This is a genomic window from Paenibacillus sp. ALE3 (assembly GCF_054113405.1).
In genome coordinates this window covers 4,602,187-4,625,936 of record NZ_CM134214.1, presented here as the reverse complement: position 1 = coordinate 4,625,936, position 23,750 = coordinate 4,602,187, and the positions used below count along the sequence as shown (strand labels likewise).

Below are 23,750 nucleotides of genomic sequence, written 5' to 3'. Positions count from 1 at the left end.
CAGTTACAATGAGGGAACGGAAAAGTCACTGCAAGTCATGTATCAATTGCAATATTGGAGGAGATACCAGCATGAAACGACATATACAACAGACGCGCACATCTCAGCGATGGACCAAAGCGCTCATTCCGGGGCTGATCTTGCCAGGGCTATTGCTGGCAGCTTGCCAGCAAGGAGGATCAGGTGGACAGGAAAGTGAGCCATTAAAATCATCCACAACGGTACAGGAGAATGTACAGCCTTCCACCCAGACGGATGCGGGGAATGGCAGTACTAGCGCTGGACAAGCCTCTGCGGATACAGGAAGTGGACAGGCTGATCCTGTGATGGCGTTGCGAAGCCAAAGTGCACTGCAGGCCACAGTTAAGGAAGAGGATGGAACTGCGGTTGTCACCAATGCGACTTCGGATACAGTCGTTGTGAACAAAAAGCGCAGCTTGCCTGTGGGCTACGTCCCGGATGATCTGGTAGAGCCGCAGGTGCCTTTTTCCTTTGAGGGACCGCATGAGAAGCGGCATTTGCGTAAGGAAGCGGCAGAGGCACTGGAGAAGCTGTTCGACGGTGCGAAAAAGGACGGCATTGAGCTACGTGCGGTATCGGGATACCGTTCCTATAAGCGTCAGGTGTCTATTTTCGACAACAATGTAAAGACAAAGGGGCAGGAATATGCCTCTAAAGTCAGCGCTGTACCGGGTACGAGCGAGCATCAGACGGGATTGTCCATTGACGTATCCAGCCCCAGCGTAGGCAATGTGCTGGAGCAATCGTTCGGAGCTTCCAAGGAAGGTCAATGGCTGGAACAACATGCACCGGAATACGGATTTATTATTCGTTATATGCAGGGTAAGGAAGATGTGACCGGCTATGTGTACGAGCCTTGGCATATCCGTTATGTGGGAGTAGACATTGCAGAGGATGTAGCCAAGCAAGGGTTGACGCTGGAGGAATATTTCGACGAAAACAATATCAAGCTATAGGCGCTGCAACCAAGCCGTAATCCTGGGGATTGCGGCTTTTTGTCGTATTCTTCTTCCAAATTGAACCTTTTCAAGGTAGAATCTCGTATAGTGAACGACGACAGAAGCTTGAATTTATAGTAAACCTCATGACAGAAGCGTACAGGAAGGGAAGGGAATCATCATTTATTATTCATTAACGTATCGCGAATGGTCAGAAGACACTCAAAAGGAACTGCGCAGCCTGACACGGGAATCCGTATCGGGAGATGAGCTGTTTCTGCGCAAGCTTGTAGACGCAACGCGTCTCCATGACAAACTATGGGCGCATACCTCGAATGAAAGTGAGGAGCATACGGATCATTCCGTCTATGTGACCGAATTTACAGGGGAACGTGCAAAGCCTTACGGCGCGTCGATCACGGACCTCGTGCTAGCCAGTGAGGGAGGCTATACGTCCACATTCAGCGCATTGTACTGGGTATGGCATGAGCCTGCGTTCCGTAGCATGGATCAGCGGGAAGGCTCGGTATTTACCTTAGACTTAGCCCAACGGCTATTGGATCACTATACGGTATTGGGTGGCAAAACATACGAATTTATATATTCGGTATTGGACCCTCAGTTGAAAAAGGTGCATTTGTTTGTGAAGGAGGTCGATCTGTGATGGAGCATTCTTGGGAAACCATGAAATCCAAGCCCGGCTCTCGTGCACGGATGGCGGCCTTTGCCCTGATGTTGGCTGTCCCGGCCGCTCTGACGGGTTGCGGTGACGACGAGTATTATGACTGCGACGAGCTCCCTGTATCGGAGCAAACGGCCTGTCAGGATTCAGGGAGCAGCGGGTATTATTATGGCGGATCGACCTATTATAGTGGAGGCTCCTCATATCATAGCAGCCGTTCTTCCTCCAGCTCTTATCGCAAAAGCTCGTCCTCATCTTCCAATTCACACAGTGGTTTTGGCAGCAGTGGCTCACGCAGCGGCTTTTTTTCTGGGGGCTAAGATGAGCATGCGTACGATTCGGCAATTACCTTATGAACATGACGAGCTTTTTAAGGGTGAAATCAGCCATATGATTCCGTATCATCGCATGTACGGCAAGTCCTACTGCGTGCCGGCCTTAACGGTGTATCGGGAAAGCGAGCTGGCAGAGCTTCAGGCTGCTTCTGAGGCGGTACATCGTATTTATCGCAAGGTCCAGCAATTTATCCAGCGCTATATGCCGGATGAATATCTGGTAGAGCGTTTGGGGATTCATCCAGGCTTGCTGCGTGCTGCACGGATGGAAGCCGCGCCGGATGGGATCACCCGACAGGACTGGATTGTGGGGGAAGCGGGGATCAAGTGCATTGAGAATAACACCGATACCCCGACCGGGATTCCCGAGGTGGCTTATCTCGAAGGAAAGCTGCTGGAAGTGCTGCATGGTGAGAGAATGTCAGGGGATGACATTGCTCTACATGGACCCTCATCAGGAATGGATGAGGCGATTCAGTCTGCCTTGACGGAGCTCATTCATTTTTATAGTCGTAAGGGTTTGGGGACAAAGGTGTATTTCACTTGCTATGAATGGCATATCGAGGATCAGACGAATACCAAATATATCATGCGTTTATGTGAACAAGCCGGGTTTGAAGTGGTTTATGCGCCATTGGAAGAACTGGAAATTATCCCGAATGAAGGATTGTATCACCGGGGAGAGCAGATTCACATCCTCTATCGCCTGTATCCGCTGGAATATCTGATTGAAGATCGGGAAGAGGACACAGGGCTTGAGGTGGGGCAGGCGTTAATGGATATGGTGGCAGACGGAAAAATAGGACTAATCAATCCGCCGCAGCATATCATTACGCAGAGCAAAGGGTTCACCGCAACCGTATGGTCGCTGTACGAGCGCAATGAACAGACACCAGCGTTCTGCGGTTTTCGTTTGTTTGACGAACGGGAGCTGGAGGTGATACGAACCTACCTGCTACCTACATATTTTGAGCCATCCGTGTTTCTGCAAAATAAAGAGCCTTATGTCGCCAAAGGCATATGGGGCCGAGAGGGTAAAGGCACGCATTTGATTGAGCAGCCTGAACCCGAGAAGAGACTGGAAGGTGTCTTGGGAGTGGATGAAAATGCGAAGGCTGACCAGCCTGATCTGCATCATCAAGCTGATGCTCCACTAACACCTGAACAGGAGGAAGCCGCACATATTGCCGCTTATTACGAGGGACAGCCTAAGATTTATCAGCGGCTGTGGCCCATGCAGAGCGCAGAGGTGCAGACTGAGGAAGGGCTATTTCACGGCTACGTACTGACAGGTATATTCGTGATCGGGGGGCGTTTTGCGGGGGTTCTGCCGCGAATCGGCGAAAAGGTAACAGGCGATATGGCCTACTATTGCGCTGCCGCCGTTGCCAACGAACCTTCTAATCCACCCGCTGTATAAGCTGAATTGTAAAATGTAAAATATTCGAACAGATCCGTTCCTATTCACAAGTATCATAAGGAGGAAAAAAATTGGACTCTCATATCAGTTTGGGCAACGCATTGGGTAATGTAGGTATCGGCCTGCTTATCTTGTTTGCCATCTTAATCGTAGGTTATTTTGTGTTCAGCTTGCTGACACGTTATAACGATAATCAGGAAATCGCACGCGGCAATGAAGCGGCAGGCATCTATATGGGTGCAAAGCTGCTAGGTCTGTGTATCATCGTGGGAATGGTATCGTATAGCAGCCATTCATGGCTCGATATGCTGACCTGGTCGGCCGTGGGCATTGTAGTGCTGTGTCTGGTGTATGTGATTTTTGATCTGGTGACGCCGCGCACCAAGGTGTGCGAGGAAATTGCCAAAGGCAATGTAGCTCTGGCACAGCTGTTGCGCTCAATCATCATCGGGGTATCTTTTGTCGTAGGTACATTTTTGATGTAGTCGATGTAGTCGATATAAAGAAGAAGCATAAAGGATCTGCAAAACCGGACAACGGAGCTGCAGATCCTTTTTTTATGGGGAATTGTATTCACTGTCTGCTATCTGTCTGTGGAAGTAAAACTTACGATGATCACTTCTGATGGGGACTATTCTACAAAGGTACGGGTGATACTGCATAGCAAAAAGGAATGTGCTCCAGATATCAAACCAAATTGTAGAGAAGGGAATTCTGAACATATGAGTACCTCTACCTCCCCAACCCTACCCATTCGGATGGGTATCATCGGCTTGGGCCTGATCGCTGAATATCACATCAGATCATTACACAGCATGTCGGGGGTATCGATTGTGGCCGTTAGTGATGTAAATGCGAACCGCCTTCAAGCCATCGGAGAGCAATTGCAACTGCCTGCCTCCAAGCGGTACTCCCATTATGAAGCATTGATCCGTGACCCAGAGGTAGATGCGATTCTGTCGCTGACACCCAATGATGTGCATTTTGACATTATTCGGATTGCGCTGGAAGAACACAAAGCTGTACTGGCAGAGAAACCATTGACACTAACGTGGTCGGAGGCAGGTCAGTTGAAAAAGCTGTATACCGCGAATCCGGTGCCTTTGCTGGTTCACTACAAGCATCGCTACGGCGCGGCCTTCCAATATACCAAGCAACTGCTGGATGAGCACAAGCTGGGCAAAATCTATAATATTCAATTTCGTTATCTAATGGATGCATTTTCACCGTATCGTCAGCATCCGTATACATGGCGACACAATTTAGCCAAGGCTGGCTCTGGAGTAGTGGGGGATACGGCCTCACATATTATTGATCTGGCCCGTTTTCTGATTGGTGAATTTAAAAGCGTCGCGGCGCTGCTACATATCATTACACCTGAGCGGCCCGATCCGGTCACGGGTCTGCCTGTAAAAGTGGATGTGGAAGATCTCGCCGCCTTTCATGGCATCGTTGGCGATAATACTGTGGGTACCTTCATCACTCACAAAAATGCCATCGGCAAACGTCACGATATCGAAGTGGATATCTACGGCGAACTCGGTACGCTGCACGCAAGTCTCAATAATCCGGAAAGTATTCGCATTGTGTTGCGTGACCTAGAACACCCGGATGCCGAATACGAGACTTGGGCTGTTCCACCAATCTATAATCATACAGCCGATGGCGATTTTGTTAAGCTGGCAAGGGGGGAGTTCGTGGATCGAGCCCCGTTGTTCGATGACGGATACAACAATCAGTGGGTACTTGAGAAAATACTGCAATCCTGGAGAGAGAACGGACGTTTAGTAGAAGTGTAAGGAGGCTCTATCTCTTTTCTTGCTGCGTTCTTGCCCGTTTAGCTCCGATCAGCCTCCAGCCTGTTAACAATGCCGACACAAGACAGATGGAGGCAGACGTCATAAAGACTACATGCATTCCTTCCAGAAAAATTTCAGGGTGACCCGGAACCAATCCGGTGACTCGATAACCAGCCTCTTTACTCATAACATTAAAGAGAATGGTTGTGGCCAGCGTGATCCCTACAACCATCCCGACGTTGCGCACCAGTGAATTAACACTTCCGGCTGAGCCAAGCTGTGTACGGGGTACCTTGGACATAATCAGCGAATTGTTCGGCGATTGGAATAAACCACTGCCAATACCCAGCATGGCAATCCACAGACCGACGAGCGGGATGGAGCTACCTGCATGCAGCTCCGCTAATCCGATTTGGGCAACGACCATAACCACCAGCCCGGCGAAGGTGAGTAGTTCAGACCCGATTTTATCGGAAAGCGCGCCGCTGAGCGGGGCCACAATAACCATAGAGATGGGGAACAACATCAGCAGAAATCCGGCATAAAAAGGCGACAAGTTCAGCATATTCTGTGCATAGAAAGGCGAAATGATGTTAAAGCAGAAGTTAGCGACAAACACCAGAAAAGCACACAAAATACTGAGTGAAAACAACGGATTTTTGAATAGAGCGAGCTGTAACAGCGGCTGTGGACGACGCAATTCCAACCAAATGAATATGGCAAAAGCAACTACGGCCACCACCAGCGAAGCATTAATACGTGGGTCTCCATACCCGACCTGCTGTCCCAGCAACAATCCGACGAATAAAGTGAGAATAAAAATAGCAAACACCAGGCTGCCAGGAATGTCGATCTTATCCTTCACCTTGATCAGATCCTTAGGCAGAAGCCTCCAGCCCAGAAAGACAGCGATCAGGCCTATCGGTACATTGACCCAGAAAATGTATTGCCAACCCAGCGAGGAGACAATAATACCGCCCAAGCTCGGCCCGGCGATACTACCCAAAGAAACGAAGGTTCCGATGAGGCCAAGCGCTTTGCCCCGTTCAGTAGACGGGAAGATATCTGTTACGATCCCTTGGCTGTTCGCCATGGTCATGGATGCTCCAATTGCCTGAATGATGCGCGAAATCAGCAATAGGGAGAGTGAAGAGCTAAGACCGCACAATAGGGAGCCAAGAATGAATATGATGGTGCCGATTTTGAATATTTTGATTTTACCGACCATATCCCCTAGCTTGCCAAAAAATAAAATAGCGGTACATATCGCCATTAAATAGGCGGTTGTCACCCATTCAATCTGTGCCACAGGTAAATGTAACGTGCGAGACAACACAGGAAGAGCAATATTAACAATACTTCCATCCAAGGTGGACATAAACGTAAACAGATTTAAAACAATCAAAATCATCCAACGTTTCTTCTGAACTTCGATATTCTCTTGATAGGTTGCAGCAGTTGTAGCAGTTGAATTCATCATTAACACCTCTTTATCGTTGACAGTTCCTCTTTAGTTGCATACGCAACTAAATGAACGGTTCTAGTTTACAGCAAATTAGTTGCGTGCGCAACAATATTATTGTAAACTTTGTTTTGGTCCCAGCTGGGGATTGCCATTTTCAAGCCAATGAGGTGTATTTAATGAGGAAAAAACCGATTGGAAAGCTAATTTCCCACCTGTACCGTCGAAATCAAAAAATACTGTCCAAAAAACTGGCTCCTTACGGAATCGGCAGTGGGGGGCAACACAGTTTTTTAAAGATTATTTTGCAGCGGCCAGGTATTACACAGGAGCAGCTGACGAATGAACTTAAATTTGATAAGGCAACCACGGCACGCTCTGTAAAACAATTAGAGGAATCAGGCTACATTGAACGTAAAACGGATCCGAATGATCGTCGTTCTCAACTTGTGTCTCCCACGGCCAAGGCATTAGAATTCGCTCCTGTCCTACAAGCAATACTGGACGAGCTCAATGCCGGTCTTGTCCACAATTTATCCGAAGAGGAAGAGGACCTTCTGATCGACTTACTGCAAAAGATTAGTATAGATCCTGACGAATAAATAAAGCAGGAGTTAGCATAGAGGATCGACGGGTAAAAGAAAAAGGAAAAAAGAAATAAGCAGCCACCACGGAGAATACTCTGTGGTGGCTGCCAGCCCCGCTATATGGCATTCGCAATTCAGTCCAAGCTAATCCCTTCGAACGCATTCATGACTAATTGTCGTACATAGGCATCGTCTAATGGATAACCGGTTACCAGCAATCGATAAAAAACCGGCCCATAAATGAGATCGATACATAATTCAACATCCAGATGCTCCCTCAATTCCCCGCGCTCAATTCCCCGCTCAATAAGATGCCGGGCTTCAAGTCGCCGTGGATGAAAATACCGGGTTCGGTATGCCTCTGACAACCCTGCATCAAGTTGCCCTTCACCAATTAACTCCGTAATGATTTTACCTTCTCGACTTATTAAGAACCGCACTAAATTCGTAGCATGAATGAGAATATCGTCCAATACACGACCCGTGTCGGGCACGGGCAATCTTGCCATGGTAGCTGACAGGAAACCATCCATCACTACGGCAGCTTTGTTAGGCCACCATTTATATATGGTGGCTTTGCTCACTTTTGCTCGCTCAGCAATTTTTTCTACCGTAACAGCCCCAAATCCTTGCTCCAACAGTAGATCATAAGAGGCGGTAAGGATAGATTTTTGCGACTCGACATTACGCGGACGTCCTCTTTTACTCTGCACTGGAATGCTCACCTTCTTACATAGATATAAGAAAACATTAAAATAAACTATACGTTCAGTATATCAAATATCAGGTAAGAATAAAAAGTTGAATTTGCCTATTTACAAAACGAAACGTTCAGTATATTATTTGATTATCGAATTAAAGAACTATACGTTCAGTATTTAAATTATTGAGGAGGATTATCATGCAAAGAGAACAACAAGCCGTAGAAGGTAACCGTATTTCAAATTGGATGATGTTTCTGTTGGCAGCGGCATGCGGCCTTATTGTTGCCAACCTTTACTATGCTCAAACCCTGGTAGGACCTATTCATGTAGCGATGGGTCTTTCTTCCACAACAGCGGGCTTCATTGTCACTTTAACTCAAATCGGTTATGTTGTGGGCCTGCTGTTTATCGTACCCATTAGCGACATTATTGAAAATCGACGGCTCATGGTCGTATCGCTCATCATTACAGTCTGTGCATTGCTTGTTGCTGCCTTTGCCCCCAATGCCACGTCGTTCCTGACCGCATCCTTGTTCATTGGAGTTGGATCTGTAGTAGCCCAAATACTAGTACCGTACGCTACCTATTTAGCATCCGAAGAACAGCGCGGCCGGGTTGTCGGGAATGTCATGAGTGGACTCCTGCTAGGCATTATGTTCGCACGTCCATTGGCAAGCTTCATAACCAGCATTTGGGGATGGCAAGCCGTATTTATTATGTCAGCCATCGTTCTGACATTGTTGACGATTCTTCTCTCGCGGGCTCTTCCAGAGCGCAAGCCTGTACCTACGGTATCTTACAGTAAACTGATTCTCTCGCTAGGTACTCTTTTCAAACAAACGCCTGTATTGCGCCGCCGTGCCTTATATCAAGCCTGCCTATTTGGTGCTTTCAGCCTGTTTTGGACGGTTGTTCCTCTACGCTTGGCGGATGATTTCGGCATGTCCCAGCAAGGAATTGCACTGTTTGCTCTAGTAGGTGTAGGGGGCGCAATAGCAGCTCCGATTGCCGGGAGATTGGCTGATAAAGGTTGGAGCAAAGGTTTAACCGGGCTAGCTATGGTCATTGCCGCCTTGTCCTTTTTGGTCATCTATATTTTCCAAAGTCATTCGACGGCTGCGCTCATCCTTCTCTTTGTTTCAGCGATTACACTGGATATGGCTGTATCGGGAAACCTGGTGCTTGGACAGCGTGTCATTTACTCCCTGGGAAGTGAAGCGAGAGGGCGTCTGAATGGATTATTCATGTCTATCTTTTTCATAGGTGGAGCGATTGGATCATCATTAGGTGGTTGGTCTTATGCGTTGGGTGGTTGGAATTTCAGCGCTCTGATTGGAGTCATTTTGCCTGTGCTGGCTTTACTGTACTATTTCACTGAGAAAGAAACTGGTGGAGACGTACGAAAGAAACAAATCGGGTAAAGATCAGCTTTGAGCTATGCCGTACGTAAAAGCATGATCATTAAAATGGCTGTTCCCAAGAGAAAACAAAGGGGCGAATAGAGCACAGTATCGCATTTTGCAAAAACCGTTCCTTTTTTTCTCTTGAAGAACCCTACCCATTTGAAATCTCCTATAGAACGTAAAATAAATAAACATGACAACAAGCCTGCACCGTAGAAATAGAAGAAATGGAAAAACTGAATTGGTGCAACTCCCCCTAGCTGCAGGACGAACCAAGCGGCTAAAGCTAGTAAAAAGGCAACAATTGATGTCCCTATTTTGGAGGGTTTAAAGAGCAAATCTGTTTGCTGCATTCCCTTCTGGATTAAAAGCTCTTTCATAAACTCCATTCTCATCTGTTCAACTTCATCGAGTAAGGCACGGTAACTATCATCCTTCAATGACAGCTTGCGCAGATAAAACATGAAATCTCCCCGTTTTGTCTTGCCGAACATCTGGGTTAACACCTCTCTGATCCGTTCATCTGCTGCCGCATGAATGATGGACGCGGCAATAACATTGTTCTTCTGTAAACTTACATAAACGTCCACTTGAAATACCTGCAAATTTGATCTATAATGCTGTAGCATATAGTAATATTCAAGGCATTGACCAAAGACATGATTTCCTTGAAGGGCCGTTCAGAGAGAAAAGACGAGGCTGAGAGCTTTTCCGGCAACCGCATGTGAAGTTACCCCTTTGTAGCTGTGACGTTGAACGTGCAACTGTGCAAGCTGGCAGTGACATCAGTAAGCGCCCACCGATTTATCCCCGTTAACGGATACCAATGGAGGGCCACGCAGGTCGTGCATGAGCATGTTTTGATGAACATGAATGTATGTACAGTAGCGGGCCGAACTAGGGTGGAACCACGAGCTGAACGCACTCGTCCCTTGAGGGAGAGAGGCGTTTTTTTGCGTTCAATTTTGATATAGCACACAATTTGAAATGGAGGCTTTAATCGTGAGTATTCAAGTGAAATTGCCGGATGGAGCCGTACGTGAGTACGAGCAGGGCGTAACTATCGCCGACGTGGCGGGTTCGATCAGCTCCGGGCTGAAAAAGAATGCAGTAGCAGGTAAAGTGAACGGGAAGGCTGTCGATCTGAACACCGTTTTGGATCAGAACGTTGACCTTGAAATTGTTACGCTGGACAGTGCAGATGGTCTGGAAATTTACCGTCACAGCACAGCGCATTTGCTGGCCCAGGCGCTCAAACGCATTTACGGTGAGAAAAATGTGAAGCTGGGTATTGGTCCAGTCATCGACAGCGGCTTCTATTATGACATTGATATCGAAAACCCACTGTCCGTTGACGATCTGGCGAAGATCGAAAAGGAAATGGCGAAGATCACGCAGGAAAATCTGCCGATTACACGTCGTGTGGTTAGCCGTGAGGAAGCAACTCGTATTTTTGGTGAACTGGAAGATCCATTGAAGCTGGAACTGATCCGTGATTTGCCAGAAGAAGCGGAAATTACGATTTATGATCAAGGCGAATTTTTTGACCTGTGTCGTGGCCCGCATCTGCCGTCCACTGGCCGTATCAAGGCTTTCAAACTGTTAAGTGTAGCGGGTGCATACTGGAGAGGCGATTCCAACAACAAGATGCTGCAACGTATCTACGGAACAGCATTCCCTAAAAAAGCACAACTGGATGAGCATTTGCACTTGCTGGAGGAAGCAAAAAAACGCGACCATCGCAAGCTGGGTAAAGAGCTGGAGCTGTTCATGTTCTCCGAAGAAGCACCTGGTATGCCGTTCTACCTGCCTAAAGGTATGGTTGTGCGTACTGCGTTGGAAGATTATTCCCGTGACATTCAACGTCTGCATGGCTATGAGGAAGTACGTACACCGCTGATGATGAACAACCGTCTGTGGGAACAATCGGGACACTATGAGCATTACAAGGAAAACATGTACTTCTCCGAAGTAGATGAAACTACATTTGCTCTGAAACCGATGAACTGCCCGGGGCATATGCTTGTATTTAAAAATGAACTTCATTCTTACCGCGATCTGCCGATTCGTATATCCGAATTTGGACAAGTGCATCGTCATGAGCTGTCCGGCGCGCTGAACGGTATGATGCGTGTTCGTACATTCTGTCAGGATGATGCGCATATTTTCGTTACACCAGGTCAGATTGAAAAAGAGATTACGGACGTAATCAAGCTGATTAACGAAATGTATAGTGTGTTTGGCTTTGACTTCACAGTGGAATTGTCCACACGTCCAGATGACTTTATGGGCGAGCCAGCGCTGTGGGATCAAGCGGAACAAGCTCTGCAAAACGTGCTGGATCACCTGGGCATCAACTACCGTATTAATGCGGGAGATGGAGCATTTTACGGTCCGAAAATTGACTTCCACATTCTCGATGCGCTCAAACGCAGCTGGCAGTGCGGTACGATCCAATTGGACTTCCAAATGCCTGAAAAATTCGACCTCACTTATGTGGGCGAGGATAACCAGAAGCACCGTCCGGTCGTTATTCACCGTGCCATCTACGGTTCAATTGACCGCTTCATGGGCATCCTGACTGAGCATTTTACAGGTGCATTCCCATTGTGGTTGGCTCCTGTTCATGCGAAGCTGTTGCCTGTATCCGAGAACTATATTGAGACTGCCAATGAGGTGCAGGAAGCGTTGCTGAAAGCGGGTCTGCGCGTCGAAGTGGATACTCGGAATGAGAAGCTCGGTTATAAAATCCGTGAAGCGCAATTGGAGAAGGTTCCATACATGTTCGTTATCGGGGAAAATGAAAAAACAACCGGTACTGTAGCCGTGCGCAAACGGGGTGAAGGCGATCTGGGGTCATTCAGCATTGCGGACATCGTTGAGAAAATCAGCACAGAGATTCATGAGAAGCAGTAATATTTGATTTGATTGAAAAAAAGTGTAAAAGAGCCGTCAAAACCATGATCATAGTGGTGTTGACGGCTCTTTATTTATACATCATACATAAGTTCCTAAGCTCCAGCACGAGGGGGAACAGCCTAGAATGAATGATTTAGTTATCCTGTGGCTGTATGCCTAGCACGTCTGCGACCGAGAAGTGGCGTGATCTGCAGGGAGGGAAAGTGCCTTCAAAGCTGACTCTTCAGCTCGTTTCCCTGGAGACTCTTCCACATTCTGTTCCTCGCTAAGCGATAAAATTTCCCCGCGCAGCTTGAGCATTTTCTGATCCAGTTCGTAGGTTGCACGTGCAGCTTCGGTCAATCCGTTAACGACATGTTCGGGCACTTTCTTATCAAACTTATAGTACAAAATATGCTCCATACTGGCCCAGAAATCCATAGCCAATGTGCGCAATTGAATTTCGACCTTAATCCAGCGTGTGCCCTCAAACAGAATCAGTGGAATTTCCACAATAACATGTAGGCTCTGATAGCCGTTGGGCTTAGGATGGGCAATATAGTCCTTGACCTCCAGTATGCGAATGTCTTCCCGTGTGCGGAGGTGATCCATCAGACGATAGATATCTTTGACAAAAGCACATACCACGCGCATGCCTGCGATATCATGAATTTCACGCAATATATTGTCCAGGGTGACCTCATGCCCTTTGCGCCGAACTTTTTCCACAATGCTGTGGGGTTCTTTGATCCGGGTTTTAATGTGCTCAATCGGGCTAAAACCATCTATCAGCTTCCATTCCGTCTGGATCAGCTTAATTTTGTTCTTTAATTCCTCCAGAGCTAGTTGATAAAGGACGGGGATTTTTTTCCACTCCTCTAGTTGCTTGGCGTCCACACTGTTCTGGTCCAGCTGTAGCTGAAATTCCTGCAAGGGCAAAGGGACAGCATTCAAGTGCTTCCAATCCGGTTCATTCACAGAGCATTCTCCTAAATGAGGCTTACGATGTCCTCGATCTATTTCGTAAAGATGGATTACCGTATATATTGTACACTATGTCAAAACGTACAGGCAAAGGAGAGACGGACAAAGAAATGAGAAATAAAATAATAATTATAGTGGTAAAACCGAGTAATCCGATGTATAATTGCAAAAATGCTGATTTAAAGCATTAAATTTTTAAAAAAATAGCACAAATGTTGAGTAGTCGTCATTAGACTAAAAATAAAAATTACAGAAAATGAGGATGAGAAAAATGGCAAAAGTAGAAAGCTTCCAATTAGACCACACGATTGTAAAGGCTCCTTATGTCAGAGCAGCGGGAGTAGAGCATGATGAAAAAGGAAGCACGGTACAAAAGTATGACTTGAGATTTCTGCAACCGAATGAGGACGCACTGCCAACAGCTGCTGTACATACGCTGGAGCATTTATTGGCGACGTATCTGAGAGACGAAATCAAGGGAATTATTGATATTTCTCCAATGGGCTGCAGAACGGGATTCTACTTGATTTTATGGAATGAACACGAGCCTGAGGAAATTGCACTTGCTTTGGAAAAAACGTTGAAGAGAATTCTGGAAACGACAGAAGTCCCGGCTGTTACTGCTTTGGAATGCGGGAACTATAAGGACCATTCTCTTTTCTCCGCGCAGGAATATGTGAAGATTGTGTTGGAGGCTGGCATTAGCCGCGATCCTTTCAAAAGAGTATTTTAAAATCTATGATTTCAATAGACCTATCTCATCAGACAGCAGTAGTGACAGGCGGTAAGTCGGGTATAGGCAAGGGGATTGTAGAGCTTTTTATTCAAAGTGGAGCTAAGGTGATTTCTGCTGATATTTCATATGAAGAGCCGTATAGAGTGATCAATTCACAGTTGGTTGAAACTCAATTGGACATATCCAAGCCGGATGATATCGAAAGATGGTGCAATCTGCTAATCAGCGAAACGGGAGTTCCTGACATATTGGTGAACTGCGCAGGTACTTCTACGATGGATTATGTCATTGATAGTGAGTTGGCTGATTGGGAGAAAGTATTTTCAATCAATTCAACCGGGCTGTATGTAGCGTCCAAACGGTTTGCCAAGGAAATGGTGGATGCGCGTAAACCGGGGCGAATTATCCAAATTGCTTCACAGGCTGGAAAAAATGGATATCGGGCTATGGGCGGATATTGTGCATCCAAACATGCGGTTCTCGGCTTGACCAAGGTGATGGCCATTGAGCTTGCTCCGCATCAAATTTTGGTGAATGCGGTTTGTCCAGGTATCGTAGAAACGCCGATGAAGCATCGTGAGCGGATTGAAGGGGGCGTCATTCGCGGAATGACCGCCCAGGAGATATATGAAGAAGATTGTTCGCAGGTACCATTGGGGAGAACCGCCGAGGTAGAGGATGTCGCCAATGTGGTGCTGTTTTTGGCAAGTCCGCTCTCCGCATATATGACAGGACAAGCGATTAATGTTACAGGTGGAATGACGATGCACTAGCATACTAGCATGATCTGGGGGAAAACAACATGAAGAAATCGTTCGTTTTACTATTAGGGATTAGTTTATTACTCGTAGCTGCAGGATGCGGTAATAAAAGTACAGACAGTAATGGCTCCAGCTCCGCTTCCGGTGCGGAAACACAAAAGGTAGTCATTGGCTCCATGGGGTCTGACGCGCAGATTTGGAAGCATATTGCTCAATCCCAGGCCGCCAAGGATGCCAAGCTGGATATTGAAGTAAAGGAAATTAACGGTGGAATCGAAACGAACAATGCGACTAAACAAGGCGATGTGGACGTGAATGCATTCCAATCGTGGGCGTATCTGGTGAGCTATAACAAAGAGAGCAAAGCCGATTTGAAGGCGATAGCCACTACCTATCTGGAGCCGATGGGGATTTATTCGCAAAAGTTCAAAAGCATCGATGAAGTGACCGACGGAGCGTTGGTGGCTCTGGCGGACAACCCAGCGAATACAGCAAGAGGTTTGAAGCTGTTAGAAGCATCCGGTTTGATTAAACTTAAAGCTGACTTTAATGATGCTTTAGGTACAGTCAATGATATTACGAGTAACCCTAAAAACTTGAAATTTGAACTCATCGACGACAAAACTGGTCCGCGCGTGATTCAAGATGTAGGCTTGGTGTTGATCGGGAACACGATTGCTTTAGAAGGCGGTCTGAACGTACTGAAGGATTCCTTGTTCCACGAAGAGATCAGTCAGGCAACAAAGAACAATATTAACGTTCTGGTAACTTCATCGGATAAGGCAAACGATAAGAGACTACAAAAATTAGCGGATCTCTATCATAACGAGGATACTCAAAAGTACATTAAGGATGAATTTGGCGGTACCAAAGTAGAGGTTAAAGAACCTGTTTCTTATTTGGAAGGACAAACTGCAAAATAAACATAAAAGAGGTCAGCCAGTTTTGGGACTGACCCCTTAACGTGAGACAAATCAAAACACCTTCAAGAGAATGCAACCATGTCGTAAGATATGGAGACAACCTTGGAGGTGTTTTTTCGTTGGCAACAAGAGTCAGTTATCCATTAGAAGTTAAAATGAAGGCGATTGAAATGAGAATGGCTGGTATACCGGTCAAAGAAATCATGGAGCAATTAAACATACGAAACAAGACACAAGTGGAAACTTGGATGAGATGGTACCATAATGGCGAGCAGAACCGTTTAGAGCAGCCTGTAGGTAAACAATACAGCTACGGCAAAGGACCCGAATACACTTCGGAATTAGAGAAGGTCCAGGCTGAGAACAGGTTTTTGAGACAACAACTAGAGTTGCTAAAAAAGTACAGGGTACTGGAGAGGAGGTATCGTCAAAGATCGTAATGGAGTGGATAGAGTCGATCCGAGGGGAAGTGAGTGTGAAGCAAGCTTGTGCATGGATAGGAATCTCTCGCGCCACGTACTATCGCTGGAAGGCGGAGTATGCGAGCAAACTTGAGGACCACTTGGTAGAGAAAATCCGCGAACTCTGTATCCAGCATAAATATCGTTATGGATACCGGAAAATCACCGCCTTGCTTCGGAGGGAGTATACGGTAAACCACAAACGCGTGCAACGGATTATGCAGCGTGAAGGGCTACAATGTCGTGTCAAAGCGAAGAAACGGAAACCTACTGGGCAACCCGTTCATATCGCGGGGCATCTGCTAAAGCGACAGTTTGAAGCAGATGCGCCTATGCGAAAACTTGTAACGGACATTACGTATTTGCCATTTGGAGGAAGAATGTTGTATCTGTCGAGTATTTTAGACTTGTTTAACGGAGAGATTGTGGCATACAGTATAGCTGACAAGCAGGACACCGCATTTGTGCTCGATACCCTTGGTCAGTTGCCATCTCTACCAGGTGTAATACTTCATAGCGATCAAGGCAGCGTCTACACATCCTTGGCCTACCAGGAAGCTGTAAAAGGAAAAGGCATGACCATGAGTATGTCCCGTAAAGGAACGCCTGCTGATAATGCCCCCATCGAATCGTTTCATTCCACACTAAAGTCTGAAACGTTCTACCTCGAAGGTTTAACCTGTACGACGACGGCAATCGTCGAGCAGACCGTTCGAGAGTACATCCTTTACTATAACTCAATTCGCATTCAAACAAAACTAAACAACCAGTCGCCGGTTCATTTCCGACAACTGGCTGCTTAAACTTGGAAGGTGTTTTGATCCCTGTCTCACAAACGGGGGTCAGTCCCTTTCTGGTTGACCTCTTTTATTCGTTAGAGGCTTCTACTGGTAATTTCAGTAGTCGTTTTGCATTTGAGCATGGGTTTCGGCTCGATAATGTTTGGGAGAGAATCCCTTTACCTTTTTAAAAATTTTTGAGAAGAGTAAAGGGTCATTATAGCCGACTGAACGGGAAATATCGCCTATCGAAAGTTCAGCGTTACCCATCATTTCACAAGCTTTGTTGATCCTGTAGCGAATCAGATAGTCCTGAATGCTTGTGTTTACTCGTTGTTTAAATAACGAACATAAATAACTCCGATTGAGTCCGATAAAATTTGCAATATGCTCAATGGTAATTTTCTGAGCATAATTCATTTCGATAAAATCCTTCACTTTTTCAACGTAAATTTCCGCCCGACCTTCCTTTTGTCCAGAGAACGTTGCCGGACTGAACTCAATTAGCTCCGATAGCATTGAGTAAAGCAGACCGGTCAGTCTGGTTTCCCGAGCTTTATGATACTCACTTGATTCGTTCATTTGCTGCAAATACTGATAAATCAAGTGCTCTCCTTCAAAGTAGAGGATTGGGGACATCATCGTCAGGCCTGCCTGCTTGAGGAGTGTTTCTGCCAGTGCCCCGTTAAAACCAAACCAGCAATAAGACCAAGGATTTACGGCATCGGCTTGATAATAAGTGATGACTTGCGGGCAGATTAGAAACCACTGACCTTTCCGCAGGCGGTAGCTGAATCCACCGACCTCAAAGGTACCCTCTCCGTCCAAAATATAATGGAGCAAGTAGTGATCTCTTATAGCAGGTCCAAAAAAGTGACCGGGTATGCATTCCTCTATGCCAAACTGAGTTAAATACAATTCAGAGTGTTGTTTACTACGTGGCAAATACTCTATCACGGTAAAATCCCCTTATGTAAATTATCAAGCATTATAACATAAATAGTGAGTACCATGCCATGTACTTCATATCTAAAATTAATATATGATTTCTATAGAACCTATTGCTATATCATTGAATCTTATCAAGCTTTACACCATATGGACTTAGTTGATGGCTGTTACAAAAGGGTTGTTCTAAGTGCCATTTTAGGTGTGGATCTCCGATGATTATTATCTAAGAGAGGGGTTATTTTCCCAATGGGTATCATTGTTCAAGAGCAACCGGGGCTGTTTCATTTGCAGTCGTCGGGCATGAGTTATATTATTCAGATTGTCGATGGATTTCCTGTACATGTATACTGGGGAGACAGGTTGAGGCACCGCGAACCCATGGCTGATCTATTGCTTCACACTCCAGCGACGGCTGGATTAGATCGGCTGCCGCAAGAATACCCGCAGTATGGGAGTGGAGACTTCCGTACACCGGCGTATCAAGTAGAGCTTGAGGATGGAACACGCATCACGGAGTTAAAGTACGATGGTTACCGGATCATTAAGGGAAAGCCATCTTTACCCGGGCTTCCGGCCGTTTATACCGAGAATGAAGCTGAAGCGGATACGTTGGAACTGGAATTAAAAGATGCCTTTTCAGGTCTTAAAGTGGTTCTTCTTTACACCGTCTTCGCGGATCGAAATGTAATCGCTCGTTCGGCTCGTTTGAGTAATGCGGGGGGACAAAATCTTCGGCTCCTCCGTGCACTAAGCGCCAGTGTCGATTTCGCGGGGAAAAGCGATTTAGAGTTCATGTATCTTTCGGGAGCATGGGCACGGGAAGGGAATATTACCCGCAAACCGATTCTTCAAGGTGAAACCCGAATTGATAGTAAAAGGGGCATGAGCAGCCATCAACTCAATCCTTTTACTGCATTAGTCACGCAGGAGACCACGGAAAGCCAGGGTGAGGCATTCGGCTTTAGCCTTGTGTACAGCGGAGGCTTTGAGGCGGGAGCAGAATTAGATTCATTTGGCTCTACACGGTTTAGCATTGGCGTAAACTCGTTTGACTTTTCATGGTTACTGAATCCAGGGGAGAGCTTCCAAACGCCAGAAGCCGTTATGGTTTATTCCGGTCAAGGACTGGGAGAAATGTCGCGTACATATCATCGCTTGTATCGGACTCGGCTTTGCCGAGGGACATATAGGGATGAAGAACGCCCTATTCTGGTCAATAACTGGGAGGCTACCTATTTTGACTTCGATGCGGATAAGTTGGTATCGATAGCGAAAGAGGGGGCTGAGCTAGGCATCGAACTCTTTGTCTTGGATGACGGTTGGTTCGGCAAACGGGATTCTGACAATTCGTCTCTCGGTGATTGGTACGAGGATCGTCGGAAGCTGCCAGACGGACTGGCCGATGTCGCGAAACGCATCAATCAATTGGGGCTTAAATTCGGGCTCTGGTTCGAGCCGGAAATGATCTCTCCAGACAGCGAATTGTACCGCAAGCATCCAGACTGGTGCCTTCACGTTCCAGGACGGCGGCGTAGCGAAGCCAGATGGCAGTTGGTACTGGACTATACTCGCAAGGAAGTGCGCGATTACATCTACGATTCGCTGGCTGCCATTTTCTCCAGCGCTCCAGTCTCTTACGTGAAGTGGGATATGAATCGGTGCCTGACGGAAATTGGTTCCGCTGATCTGCCGCCGGAACGCCAATCCGAGACTGCCCATCGCTATGTTCTTGGATTGTATGAGCTGTTAGAGCGCGTCACCACCGAATTTCCGCATATTCTTTTTGAGAGTTGCTCAAGTGGTGGAGGACGCTTTGATCCAGGCATGCTTTACTACATGCCTCAAGTCTGGACTAGTGATAATACCGATGCGGTGGAACGCCTGAAGATTCAATATGGAACTAGCCTTGTCTATCCCGTAAGCGCCATCGGAGCCCATGTGTCGGCCGTTCCGAACCATCAAGTTGGACGCATAACGCCCCTTGATTTTCGAGGTGATGTCGCCATGTCTGGAAATTTTGGATATGAGCTTGATCTCACGAAATTTACTGATGAGGAAAAAGAGACGGTTAAACGTCAAGTCACAGCATACAAGCAGATTCGTGGCTTAGTACAGAAGGGTGACTTGTATCGCTTAAAGAGTCCGTTTGAACATAACGAGTCGGCTTGGATGTTTGTTTCCGAAGACCAAGAGGATGCCATCGTCTACTATTTCCAAGTGATGGCTGTCCCGAACGCGCCTTGGCGAGCTCTGCGCCTTGATGGACTAAATCCAGAGCTCGAATATGAAGTTCAGTCAGGAAATAGCGGGCAAAAGTCTATCCATGGGGGGGATAGGCTTATGAAGTTGGGCCTCCCTCTTGTCTATAGACAGAAAGACTATGAAAGTGGATGGTTCAGGCTTCGGGCCATAAGGTCCAGCAAGGCTTAGGGCTTAAAGGATCAGTACAACAGTACAATTGGCGAAAGATAGAAAACAATTGATTGAGTTATGCATGCCCCTTTTTGTATGAAAAGGGGTATTTTGCGCGTATCAGCGTACTGATCGGGGAGGGCAAGCCATGTTTTTTATACGAATGATGAATGATATGAAACTAAGGAAGAAGATGACGCTTACATTCATTTCGGTAGCTGTTCTTCCCTTGCTGTTATGTGGCCTGTTTCTGACGGGAAAGCTCCGAGAGGCCGTCATTAGGGACGCTTTTATGCAAGTATCCAACAATGTCGAGCGGGTCCGAAATCGTACAGAAGAATTGATTAAAGTGCCGCTGGACATCTCATACCGGCTAACCAATGACAATCGGATGAAAATGGTGGCTAGCCAAAAGTATGACAGCTACATCGAAGTCATTCAGGCTTATCGGGAGTATACAGGTATTCGTGACTACCTCCAATTGTACAAAGAGATATCCGGCATCCGAGTCTATGTCTCTAATCCTGGAGCATTGAACAACTGGGAATTTATTCAGCCGGACGAAAGAATCACAACCGCAGATTGGTACAAGGAGGCTATAGAGCAGAAAGGATTGGCTGGCTGGAACTTAATCAAGGATGAGAGGGACGATGCCGATTATCTCAGCCTGATTCGTTCATTCGCAGTGAATTCACTAGGGCAAAAAGGAGTATTGGTCATCAATGTTAGTAAGCGCCAATTAAATTCAATCCTGAATCAGGAATCGTTCCCTACCTTGATCGTGGATAACCGGAATCAGATCGTCGCGTCCAATGAAGCAGAGTTGTTCGGAAAGAATCTATCTGAAATTCATGCCGACGAGAATATACTTTTCCAACAGGAGGGAAGTTACAACACACTCATTAACGGAAAAGCGTCAAAAGTGGTGATCGCAAATCTAACGCCACAGAACAGCTGGAATGGACTTCGCATTATTTCCGTTTTTTCCGTTTCCGAGATTACCCGAGATGCTAATCAAGTGATATGGCTCGGTGGAGTCGTGATCACGGCCAGCCTGATATTTGCAGCCTTACTTATCTATGCTTCTACTTCGCTATTATCCAGAAGGATTCTCCGCTTGAGCAAGCATATGACCCAAGTAGGGGCGGGCTCATGGCAAACCTATCTCCATATCGACGGAAAAGATGAAGTTGGTCTACTATCGAGAGAATTTAACGCGCTCGTCAGTAACGTAAACCATTTGGTCCAGGAGGTTCAAGAAACGAATCGTCAGAAAAGTCTGGTGGAGCAAAGGCAAAACGAGATCAAGTTTAAAATGCTGGCAAGCCAGATTAATCCGCATTTTCTCTTCAATTCTTTGGAGTCCATCAGAATGGAAGCCCACATTCGCAAACAGGACGATATCGCCAAAGCAGTATGGCAGTTGAGCGCGTTGTTACGCAGCAGTCTGGAGGCCGGTAACGACAAGATTCCGCTGCGTAAAGAGCTTGAGCGGGTGTGCTGTTATCTTGATCTTCAAAAGTTCCGGTATGAAGAGCGTTTGGAGTATCGCTTAACGATTGATCCGGATTTGGAGGAAATGTTGGTTCCACCTCTGATTATCCAACCATTGGTGGAAAATTCTATTGTACACGGTCTGGATAATCAAGCAGAAGGAGCTGTCATTGAAGTGAAAGTAAAGGAAATCCCAGAAGGGGTCCGAGTTATGGTATGTGACAACGGCGCCGGTTTCACAGGTGATCGTCTCGCCCTTGTACGAGAAGAGCTTGCTGCATCCGTACATGAGCAGGAGGTCCAGCGAATTGGATTGCGAAATGTAAACGATCGTCTTGTCTTATTGTATGGGACCTCTAGTGCCTTAAGCATTGAGAGCGAGCCGGGGAAAGGCACTTGTATTCAGTTTTTCATACCTGGGGGTGAATCCAAATGATTAAGGTAGTTATCGTTGACGATGAGCCGAAGCTTCGTCAAGGCCTTCAAACGCTGATTCCATGGGAGAGTCTTGGGTTTACCGTTACAGCTACGGCAGCCAATGGAAAAGAAGCATTGGAAGTCATCCAGGAAAAGTCCCCCGATGTCGTAATCGTCGATATCCGCATGCCGGTTATGGATGGCTTACAGTTGATTGAGCACTTGAGATCTGACGGTCATCATTTACATTTTATGATCCTCAGTGGATATGCCGACTTCGAGTATGCCAAGCAAGCGATCAAATACGGGGTGTGCGGCTATCTCCTTAAACCGGTGGACATTGTTGAAATGTCGGCCAGTTTAAAGCAGGTACGCGAGCGGATCGAAGAGGAGCGCCTTCAACGGGAGTGGCGTAAGAAGGAGGTTATAAATCGGGATTTATACCTGCACAGCCTGCTCGTCTCTCAAGAGAAGACGGAAGATCCCACCAAGTTGAGAAGTAAGGCAGTAGAAGCAGACTTGTTGTGGACCCACTACGAAGTTGTGGTCGTGTATCCGCGCGTTTCCGAAGTGGACCGTTCCGATATCGCACACCAGCTTTCGAATGGATTGAAGGCAACGATCGAGGGGCAGATGATGGGACTTGTCACAGTAATCCCGCCGTATACGGTCCTTTTGCTCAACGAGCCGCTGCGTGGAAGACAACGACGCGAAACTCTGTACAACGAGATTCGTAACGCTGCGGATAAGGTCCGGTTCGCCGCTGCAACCGGAGGGGGAGTAACTGCTCCCGAAGATATTTGCAAATCTTTTTTAAAGGCCCAGGAAGCGGTAAAACGATCCTTTTTCAGCGAGAAGAACCGACTGCTAGATCCGTATCCTTTCTTTTCTCCTTCGCTGGCTTCCCCCGGATTGTCTGTCGATAAAGCTGAAGAAACGATGGAGGAATTCATCTTCCGCCTGTATTACAGTCTGGAAGTAGGAAACCAGAATGTCATACTACCATTGTTGAACGAGGTGGCAGCATTTTTTCTCCAACAGGGGCAAGATGAAAAGTCGATCAAAGAGTCGTTCTTCTTTCTATCCAATGCGATCATTCACAAGCTGACCGCGGGGTTCTGTATCGAGTTGAAAGAGACGGAGGAAGTTTCCCGTTTTTTGAATGGGATATACCAGCATGATCACCTAGATGACCTTTTGGAAGAGACCTACCGTTTCCTGCTAGCTTTGGCGAAAGACTCCGAACCTCGTGGAAAGGAGCAGGAATTCAAAAAAATGATCGACTTTATTCACAAGCATTATGCAGACAACCTGAGGCTGGAAGCGTTAGCCGGACTACTAAACTACAGTACCGCCTATTTGGGCCAGCTCTTTAAGAACAAGACAGGGGAGTACTTTAACACCTATCTGGACAGAGTCCGTATCCACAAGGCAAAGGAGCTACTGGATCAGGGAATGAAAGTTTACGAAGTCGCTGAAAGCGTGGGCTACACAAGCGTCAACTACTTTTACAGCAAATTCAAAAGGTACGAAGGCTGTTCACCGTCGGAATATAGAAATCCATAATTTGTGGATGATTTTTC

General features: G+C 46.6%; 21 protein-coding genes. 16 read left to right on the top strand and 5 right to left on the bottom strand.

What is annotated here, in order from left to right; translation table 11 throughout:
- Window positions 1-71: 71 nt before the first annotated feature.
- From ACXHJ2_RS20570 to ACXHJ2_RS20545, 6 genes are all read left to right on the top strand, one after another.
- Window positions 72-977, top strand: a complete 906-nt coding sequence (locus ACXHJ2_RS20570) for a M15 family metallopeptidase (protein WP_013369192.1) — start codon at window positions 72-74, stop codon at window positions 975-977.
- A gap of 352 nt (window positions 978-1,329) precedes the next feature.
- Window positions 1,330-1,623, top strand: coding sequence for a hypothetical protein (locus ACXHJ2_RS20565; protein ID WP_235329958.1), 294 nt, complete (start codon window positions 1,330-1,332; stop codon window positions 1,621-1,623).
- Window positions 1,623-1,961, top strand: coding sequence for a hypothetical protein (locus ACXHJ2_RS20560; protein WP_165083541.1), 339 nt, complete (start codon window positions 1,623-1,625; stop codon window positions 1,959-1,961). Before ACXHJ2_RS20565 ends, ACXHJ2_RS20560 begins: the two co-directional genes overlap by 1 nt.
- Before the next feature lies 1 nt (window position 1,962).
- Window positions 1,963-3,396, top strand: coding sequence for a glutathionylspermidine synthase family protein (locus tag ACXHJ2_RS20555; protein WP_165083518.1), 1,434 nt, complete (start codon window positions 1,963-1,965; stop codon window positions 3,394-3,396).
- A 71-nt stretch (window positions 3,397-3,467) separates the two neighbouring features.
- Window positions 3,468-3,881 (top strand): DUF350 domain-containing protein, encoded by a 414-nt coding sequence (locus tag ACXHJ2_RS20550; protein ID WP_016819503.1) that lies wholly within the window; start codon window positions 3,468-3,470, stop codon window positions 3,879-3,881.
- Window positions 3,882-4,118: 237 nt separating this feature from the next.
- Entirely contained in the window at window positions 4,119-5,195 is a 1,077-nt protein-coding gene (locus ACXHJ2_RS20545; RefSeq protein ID WP_165083520.1) for a Gfo/Idh/MocA family protein, read from the top strand.
- Between the two features lie 7 nt (window positions 5,196-5,202).
- Here the strand turns inward: ACXHJ2_RS20545 and ACXHJ2_RS20540 are convergent, their stop codons facing one another.
- Window positions 5,203-6,672: an MFS transporter gene (locus ACXHJ2_RS20540; RefSeq protein WP_165083543.1), complete on the bottom strand. Its 1,470-nt coding sequence runs from the start codon at window positions 6,670-6,672 to the stop codon at window positions 5,203-5,205.
- Window positions 6,673-6,836: 164 nt separating this feature from the next.
- Here ACXHJ2_RS20540 and ACXHJ2_RS20535 point away from each other — a divergent pair, with 164 nt between their 5' ends.
- Window positions 6,837-7,259 carry a MarR family winged helix-turn-helix transcriptional regulator gene (locus ACXHJ2_RS20535; protein ID WP_025675684.1) on the top strand — a complete coding sequence of 141 codons (423 nt, stop codon included), beginning with the start codon at window positions 6,837-6,839 and terminating at the stop codon, window positions 7,257-7,259.
- 119 nt (window positions 7,260-7,378) lie between these two features.
- On the opposite strand, the gene ACXHJ2_RS20530 is transcribed toward ACXHJ2_RS20535, so the two are convergent.
- Window positions 7,379-7,957 carry a TetR/AcrR family transcriptional regulator gene (locus ACXHJ2_RS20530; protein ID WP_165083522.1) on the bottom strand — a complete coding sequence of 193 codons (579 nt, stop codon included), beginning with the start codon at window positions 7,955-7,957 and terminating at the stop codon, window positions 7,379-7,381.
- Window positions 7,958-8,145: 188 nt separating this feature from the next.
- Here ACXHJ2_RS20530 and ACXHJ2_RS20525 point away from each other — a divergent pair, with 188 nt between their 5' ends.
- Complete coding sequence (locus ACXHJ2_RS20525) at window positions 8,146-9,369, top strand: MFS transporter (RefSeq protein WP_165083524.1); 1,224 nt, start codon at window positions 8,146-8,148, stop codon at window positions 9,367-9,369.
- Between the two features lie 14 nt (window positions 9,370-9,383).
- On the opposite strand, the gene ACXHJ2_RS20520 is transcribed toward ACXHJ2_RS20525, so the two are convergent.
- Window positions 9,384-9,980: a DUF3995 domain-containing protein gene (locus ACXHJ2_RS20520; protein ID WP_457874328.1), complete on the bottom strand. Its 597-nt coding sequence runs from the start codon at window positions 9,978-9,980 to the stop codon at window positions 9,384-9,386.
- Window positions 9,981-10,353: 373 nt separating this feature from the next.
- Here ACXHJ2_RS20520 and thrS point away from each other — a divergent pair, with 373 nt between their 5' ends.
- Window positions 10,354-12,267: a threonine--tRNA ligase gene (gene thrS / locus ACXHJ2_RS20515; protein WP_137077749.1), complete on the top strand. Its 1,914-nt coding sequence runs from the start codon at window positions 10,354-10,356 to the stop codon at window positions 12,265-12,267.
- Between the two features lie 159 nt (window positions 12,268-12,426).
- Here thrS and ACXHJ2_RS20510 read toward each other — a convergent pair whose 3' ends face one another.
- On the bottom strand, window positions 12,427-13,227 hold the full coding sequence (locus ACXHJ2_RS20510) for a GTP pyrophosphokinase (protein ID WP_102163370.1): 801 nt from the start codon (window positions 13,225-13,227) through the stop codon (window positions 12,427-12,429).
- Window positions 13,228-13,504: 277 nt separating this feature from the next.
- On the opposite strand from ACXHJ2_RS20510, the gene ACXHJ2_RS20505 reads away from it, so the two are divergent.
- The 4 genes from ACXHJ2_RS20505 to ACXHJ2_RS20490 all read left to right on the top strand — a co-directional run bounded on the left by ACXHJ2_RS20505 (window position 13,505) and on the right by ACXHJ2_RS20490 (window position 16,917).
- A complete protein-coding gene (locus ACXHJ2_RS20505) occupies window positions 13,505-13,966 on the top strand; it encodes an S-ribosylhomocysteine lyase (protein ID WP_013369209.1) in 462 nt (153 codons plus the stop codon).
- Window positions 13,967-13,971: 5 nt separating this feature from the next.
- Complete coding sequence (locus ACXHJ2_RS20500; protein ID WP_016819514.1) at window positions 13,972-14,742, top strand: SDR family NAD(P)-dependent oxidoreductase; 771 nt, start codon at window positions 13,972-13,974, stop codon at window positions 14,740-14,742.
- 29 nt (window positions 14,743-14,771) lie between these two features.
- On the top strand, window positions 14,772-15,653 hold the full coding sequence (locus ACXHJ2_RS20495; RefSeq protein WP_165083526.1) for a MetQ/NlpA family ABC transporter substrate-binding protein: 882 nt from the start codon (window positions 14,772-14,774) through the stop codon (window positions 15,651-15,653).
- A gap of 119 nt (window positions 15,654-15,772) precedes the next feature.
- Window positions 15,773-16,917 (top strand): IS3 family transposase gene (locus ACXHJ2_RS20490; RefSeq protein ID WP_457874326.1). Its coding sequence is split into 2 segments (ribosomal slippage): window positions 15,773-16,046 and window positions 16,046-16,917, totalling 1,146 coding nucleotides; the frame shifts between segments, so codons are not numbered across the junction.
- Between the two features lie 93 nt (window positions 16,918-17,010).
- Here ACXHJ2_RS20490 and ACXHJ2_RS20485 read toward each other — a convergent pair.
- Window positions 17,011-17,850: an AraC family transcriptional regulator gene (locus ACXHJ2_RS20485; protein WP_165084218.1), complete on the bottom strand. Its 840-nt coding sequence runs from the start codon at window positions 17,848-17,850 to the stop codon at window positions 17,011-17,013.
- Between the two features lie 240 nt (window positions 17,851-18,090).
- Between ACXHJ2_RS20485 and ACXHJ2_RS20480 the strand changes: the two genes are divergently transcribed.
- The 3 genes from ACXHJ2_RS20480 to ACXHJ2_RS20470 all read left to right on the top strand — a co-directional run bounded on the left by ACXHJ2_RS20480 (window position 18,091) and on the right by ACXHJ2_RS20470 (window position 23,733).
- Window positions 18,091-20,274 (top strand): alpha-galactosidase, encoded by a 2,184-nt coding sequence (locus ACXHJ2_RS20480; RefSeq protein WP_165084220.1) that lies wholly within the window; start codon window positions 18,091-18,093, stop codon window positions 20,272-20,274.
- A gap of 130 nt (window positions 20,275-20,404) precedes the next feature.
- A complete protein-coding gene (locus ACXHJ2_RS20475) occupies window positions 20,405-22,186 on the top strand; it encodes a cache domain-containing sensor histidine kinase (protein ID WP_165084222.1) in 1,782 nt (593 codons plus the stop codon).
- On the top strand, window positions 22,183-23,733 hold the full coding sequence (locus tag ACXHJ2_RS20470) for a response regulator transcription factor (protein WP_165084224.1): 1,551 nt from the start codon (window positions 22,183-22,185) through the stop codon (window positions 23,731-23,733). The genes ACXHJ2_RS20475 and ACXHJ2_RS20470 overlap by 4 nt, the downstream gene beginning before the upstream one ends.
- Window positions 23,734-23,750 lie beyond the last annotated feature (17 nt).

Excerpts from the sequence above, each read along its gene's own strand:
- ACXHJ2_RS20480 (WP_165084220.1), top strand. The coding sequence starts at position 18,091 with ATGGGTATCATTGTTCAAGAGCAACCGGGGCTGTTTCATTTGCAGTCG.
- ACXHJ2_RS20495 (WP_165083526.1), top strand. The coding sequence starts at position 14,772 with ATGAAGAAATCGTTCGTTTTACTATTAGGGATTAGTTTATTACTCGTA.
- ACXHJ2_RS20505 (WP_013369209.1), top strand. The coding sequence starts at position 13,505 with ATGGCAAAAGTAGAAAGCTTCCAATTAGACCACACGATTGTAAAGGCT.
- ACXHJ2_RS20560 (WP_165083541.1), top strand. The coding sequence starts at position 1,623 with ATGGAGCATTCTTGGGAAACCATGAAATCCAAGCCCGGCTCTCGTGCA.
- ACXHJ2_RS20570 (WP_013369192.1), top strand. The coding sequence starts at position 72 with ATGAAACGACATATACAACAGACGCGCACATCTCAGCGATGGACCAAA.
- ACXHJ2_RS20475 (WP_165084222.1), top strand. The coding sequence starts at position 20,405 with ATGTTTTTTATACGAATGATGAATGATATGAAACTAAGGAAGAAGATG.
- ACXHJ2_RS20545 (WP_165083520.1), top strand. The coding sequence starts at position 4,119 with ATGAGTACCTCTACCTCCCCAACCCTACCCATTCGGATGGGTATCATC.
- ACXHJ2_RS20525 (WP_165083524.1), top strand. The coding sequence starts at position 8,146 with ATGCAAAGAGAACAACAAGCCGTAGAAGGTAACCGTATTTCAAATTGG.
- ACXHJ2_RS20555 (WP_165083518.1), top strand. The coding sequence starts at position 1,963 with ATGAGCATGCGTACGATTCGGCAATTACCTTATGAACATGACGAGCTT.
- ACXHJ2_RS20535 (WP_025675684.1), top strand. The coding sequence starts at position 6,837 with ATGAGGAAAAAACCGATTGGAAAGCTAATTTCCCACCTGTACCGTCGA.
- ACXHJ2_RS20520 (WP_457874328.1), bottom strand. The coding sequence starts at position 9,980 with ATGCTACAGCATTATAGATCAAATTTGCAGGTATTTCAAGTGGACGTT.
- ACXHJ2_RS20540 (WP_165083543.1), bottom strand. The coding sequence starts at position 6,672 with ATGAATTCAACTGCTACAACTGCTGCAACCTATCAAGAGAATATCGAA.
- ACXHJ2_RS20470 (WP_165084224.1), top strand. The coding sequence starts at position 22,183 with ATGATTAAGGTAGTTATCGTTGACGATGAGCCGAAGCTTCGTCAAGGC.
- ACXHJ2_RS20500 (WP_016819514.1), top strand. The coding sequence starts at position 13,972 with ATGATTTCAATAGACCTATCTCATCAGACAGCAGTAGTGACAGGCGGT.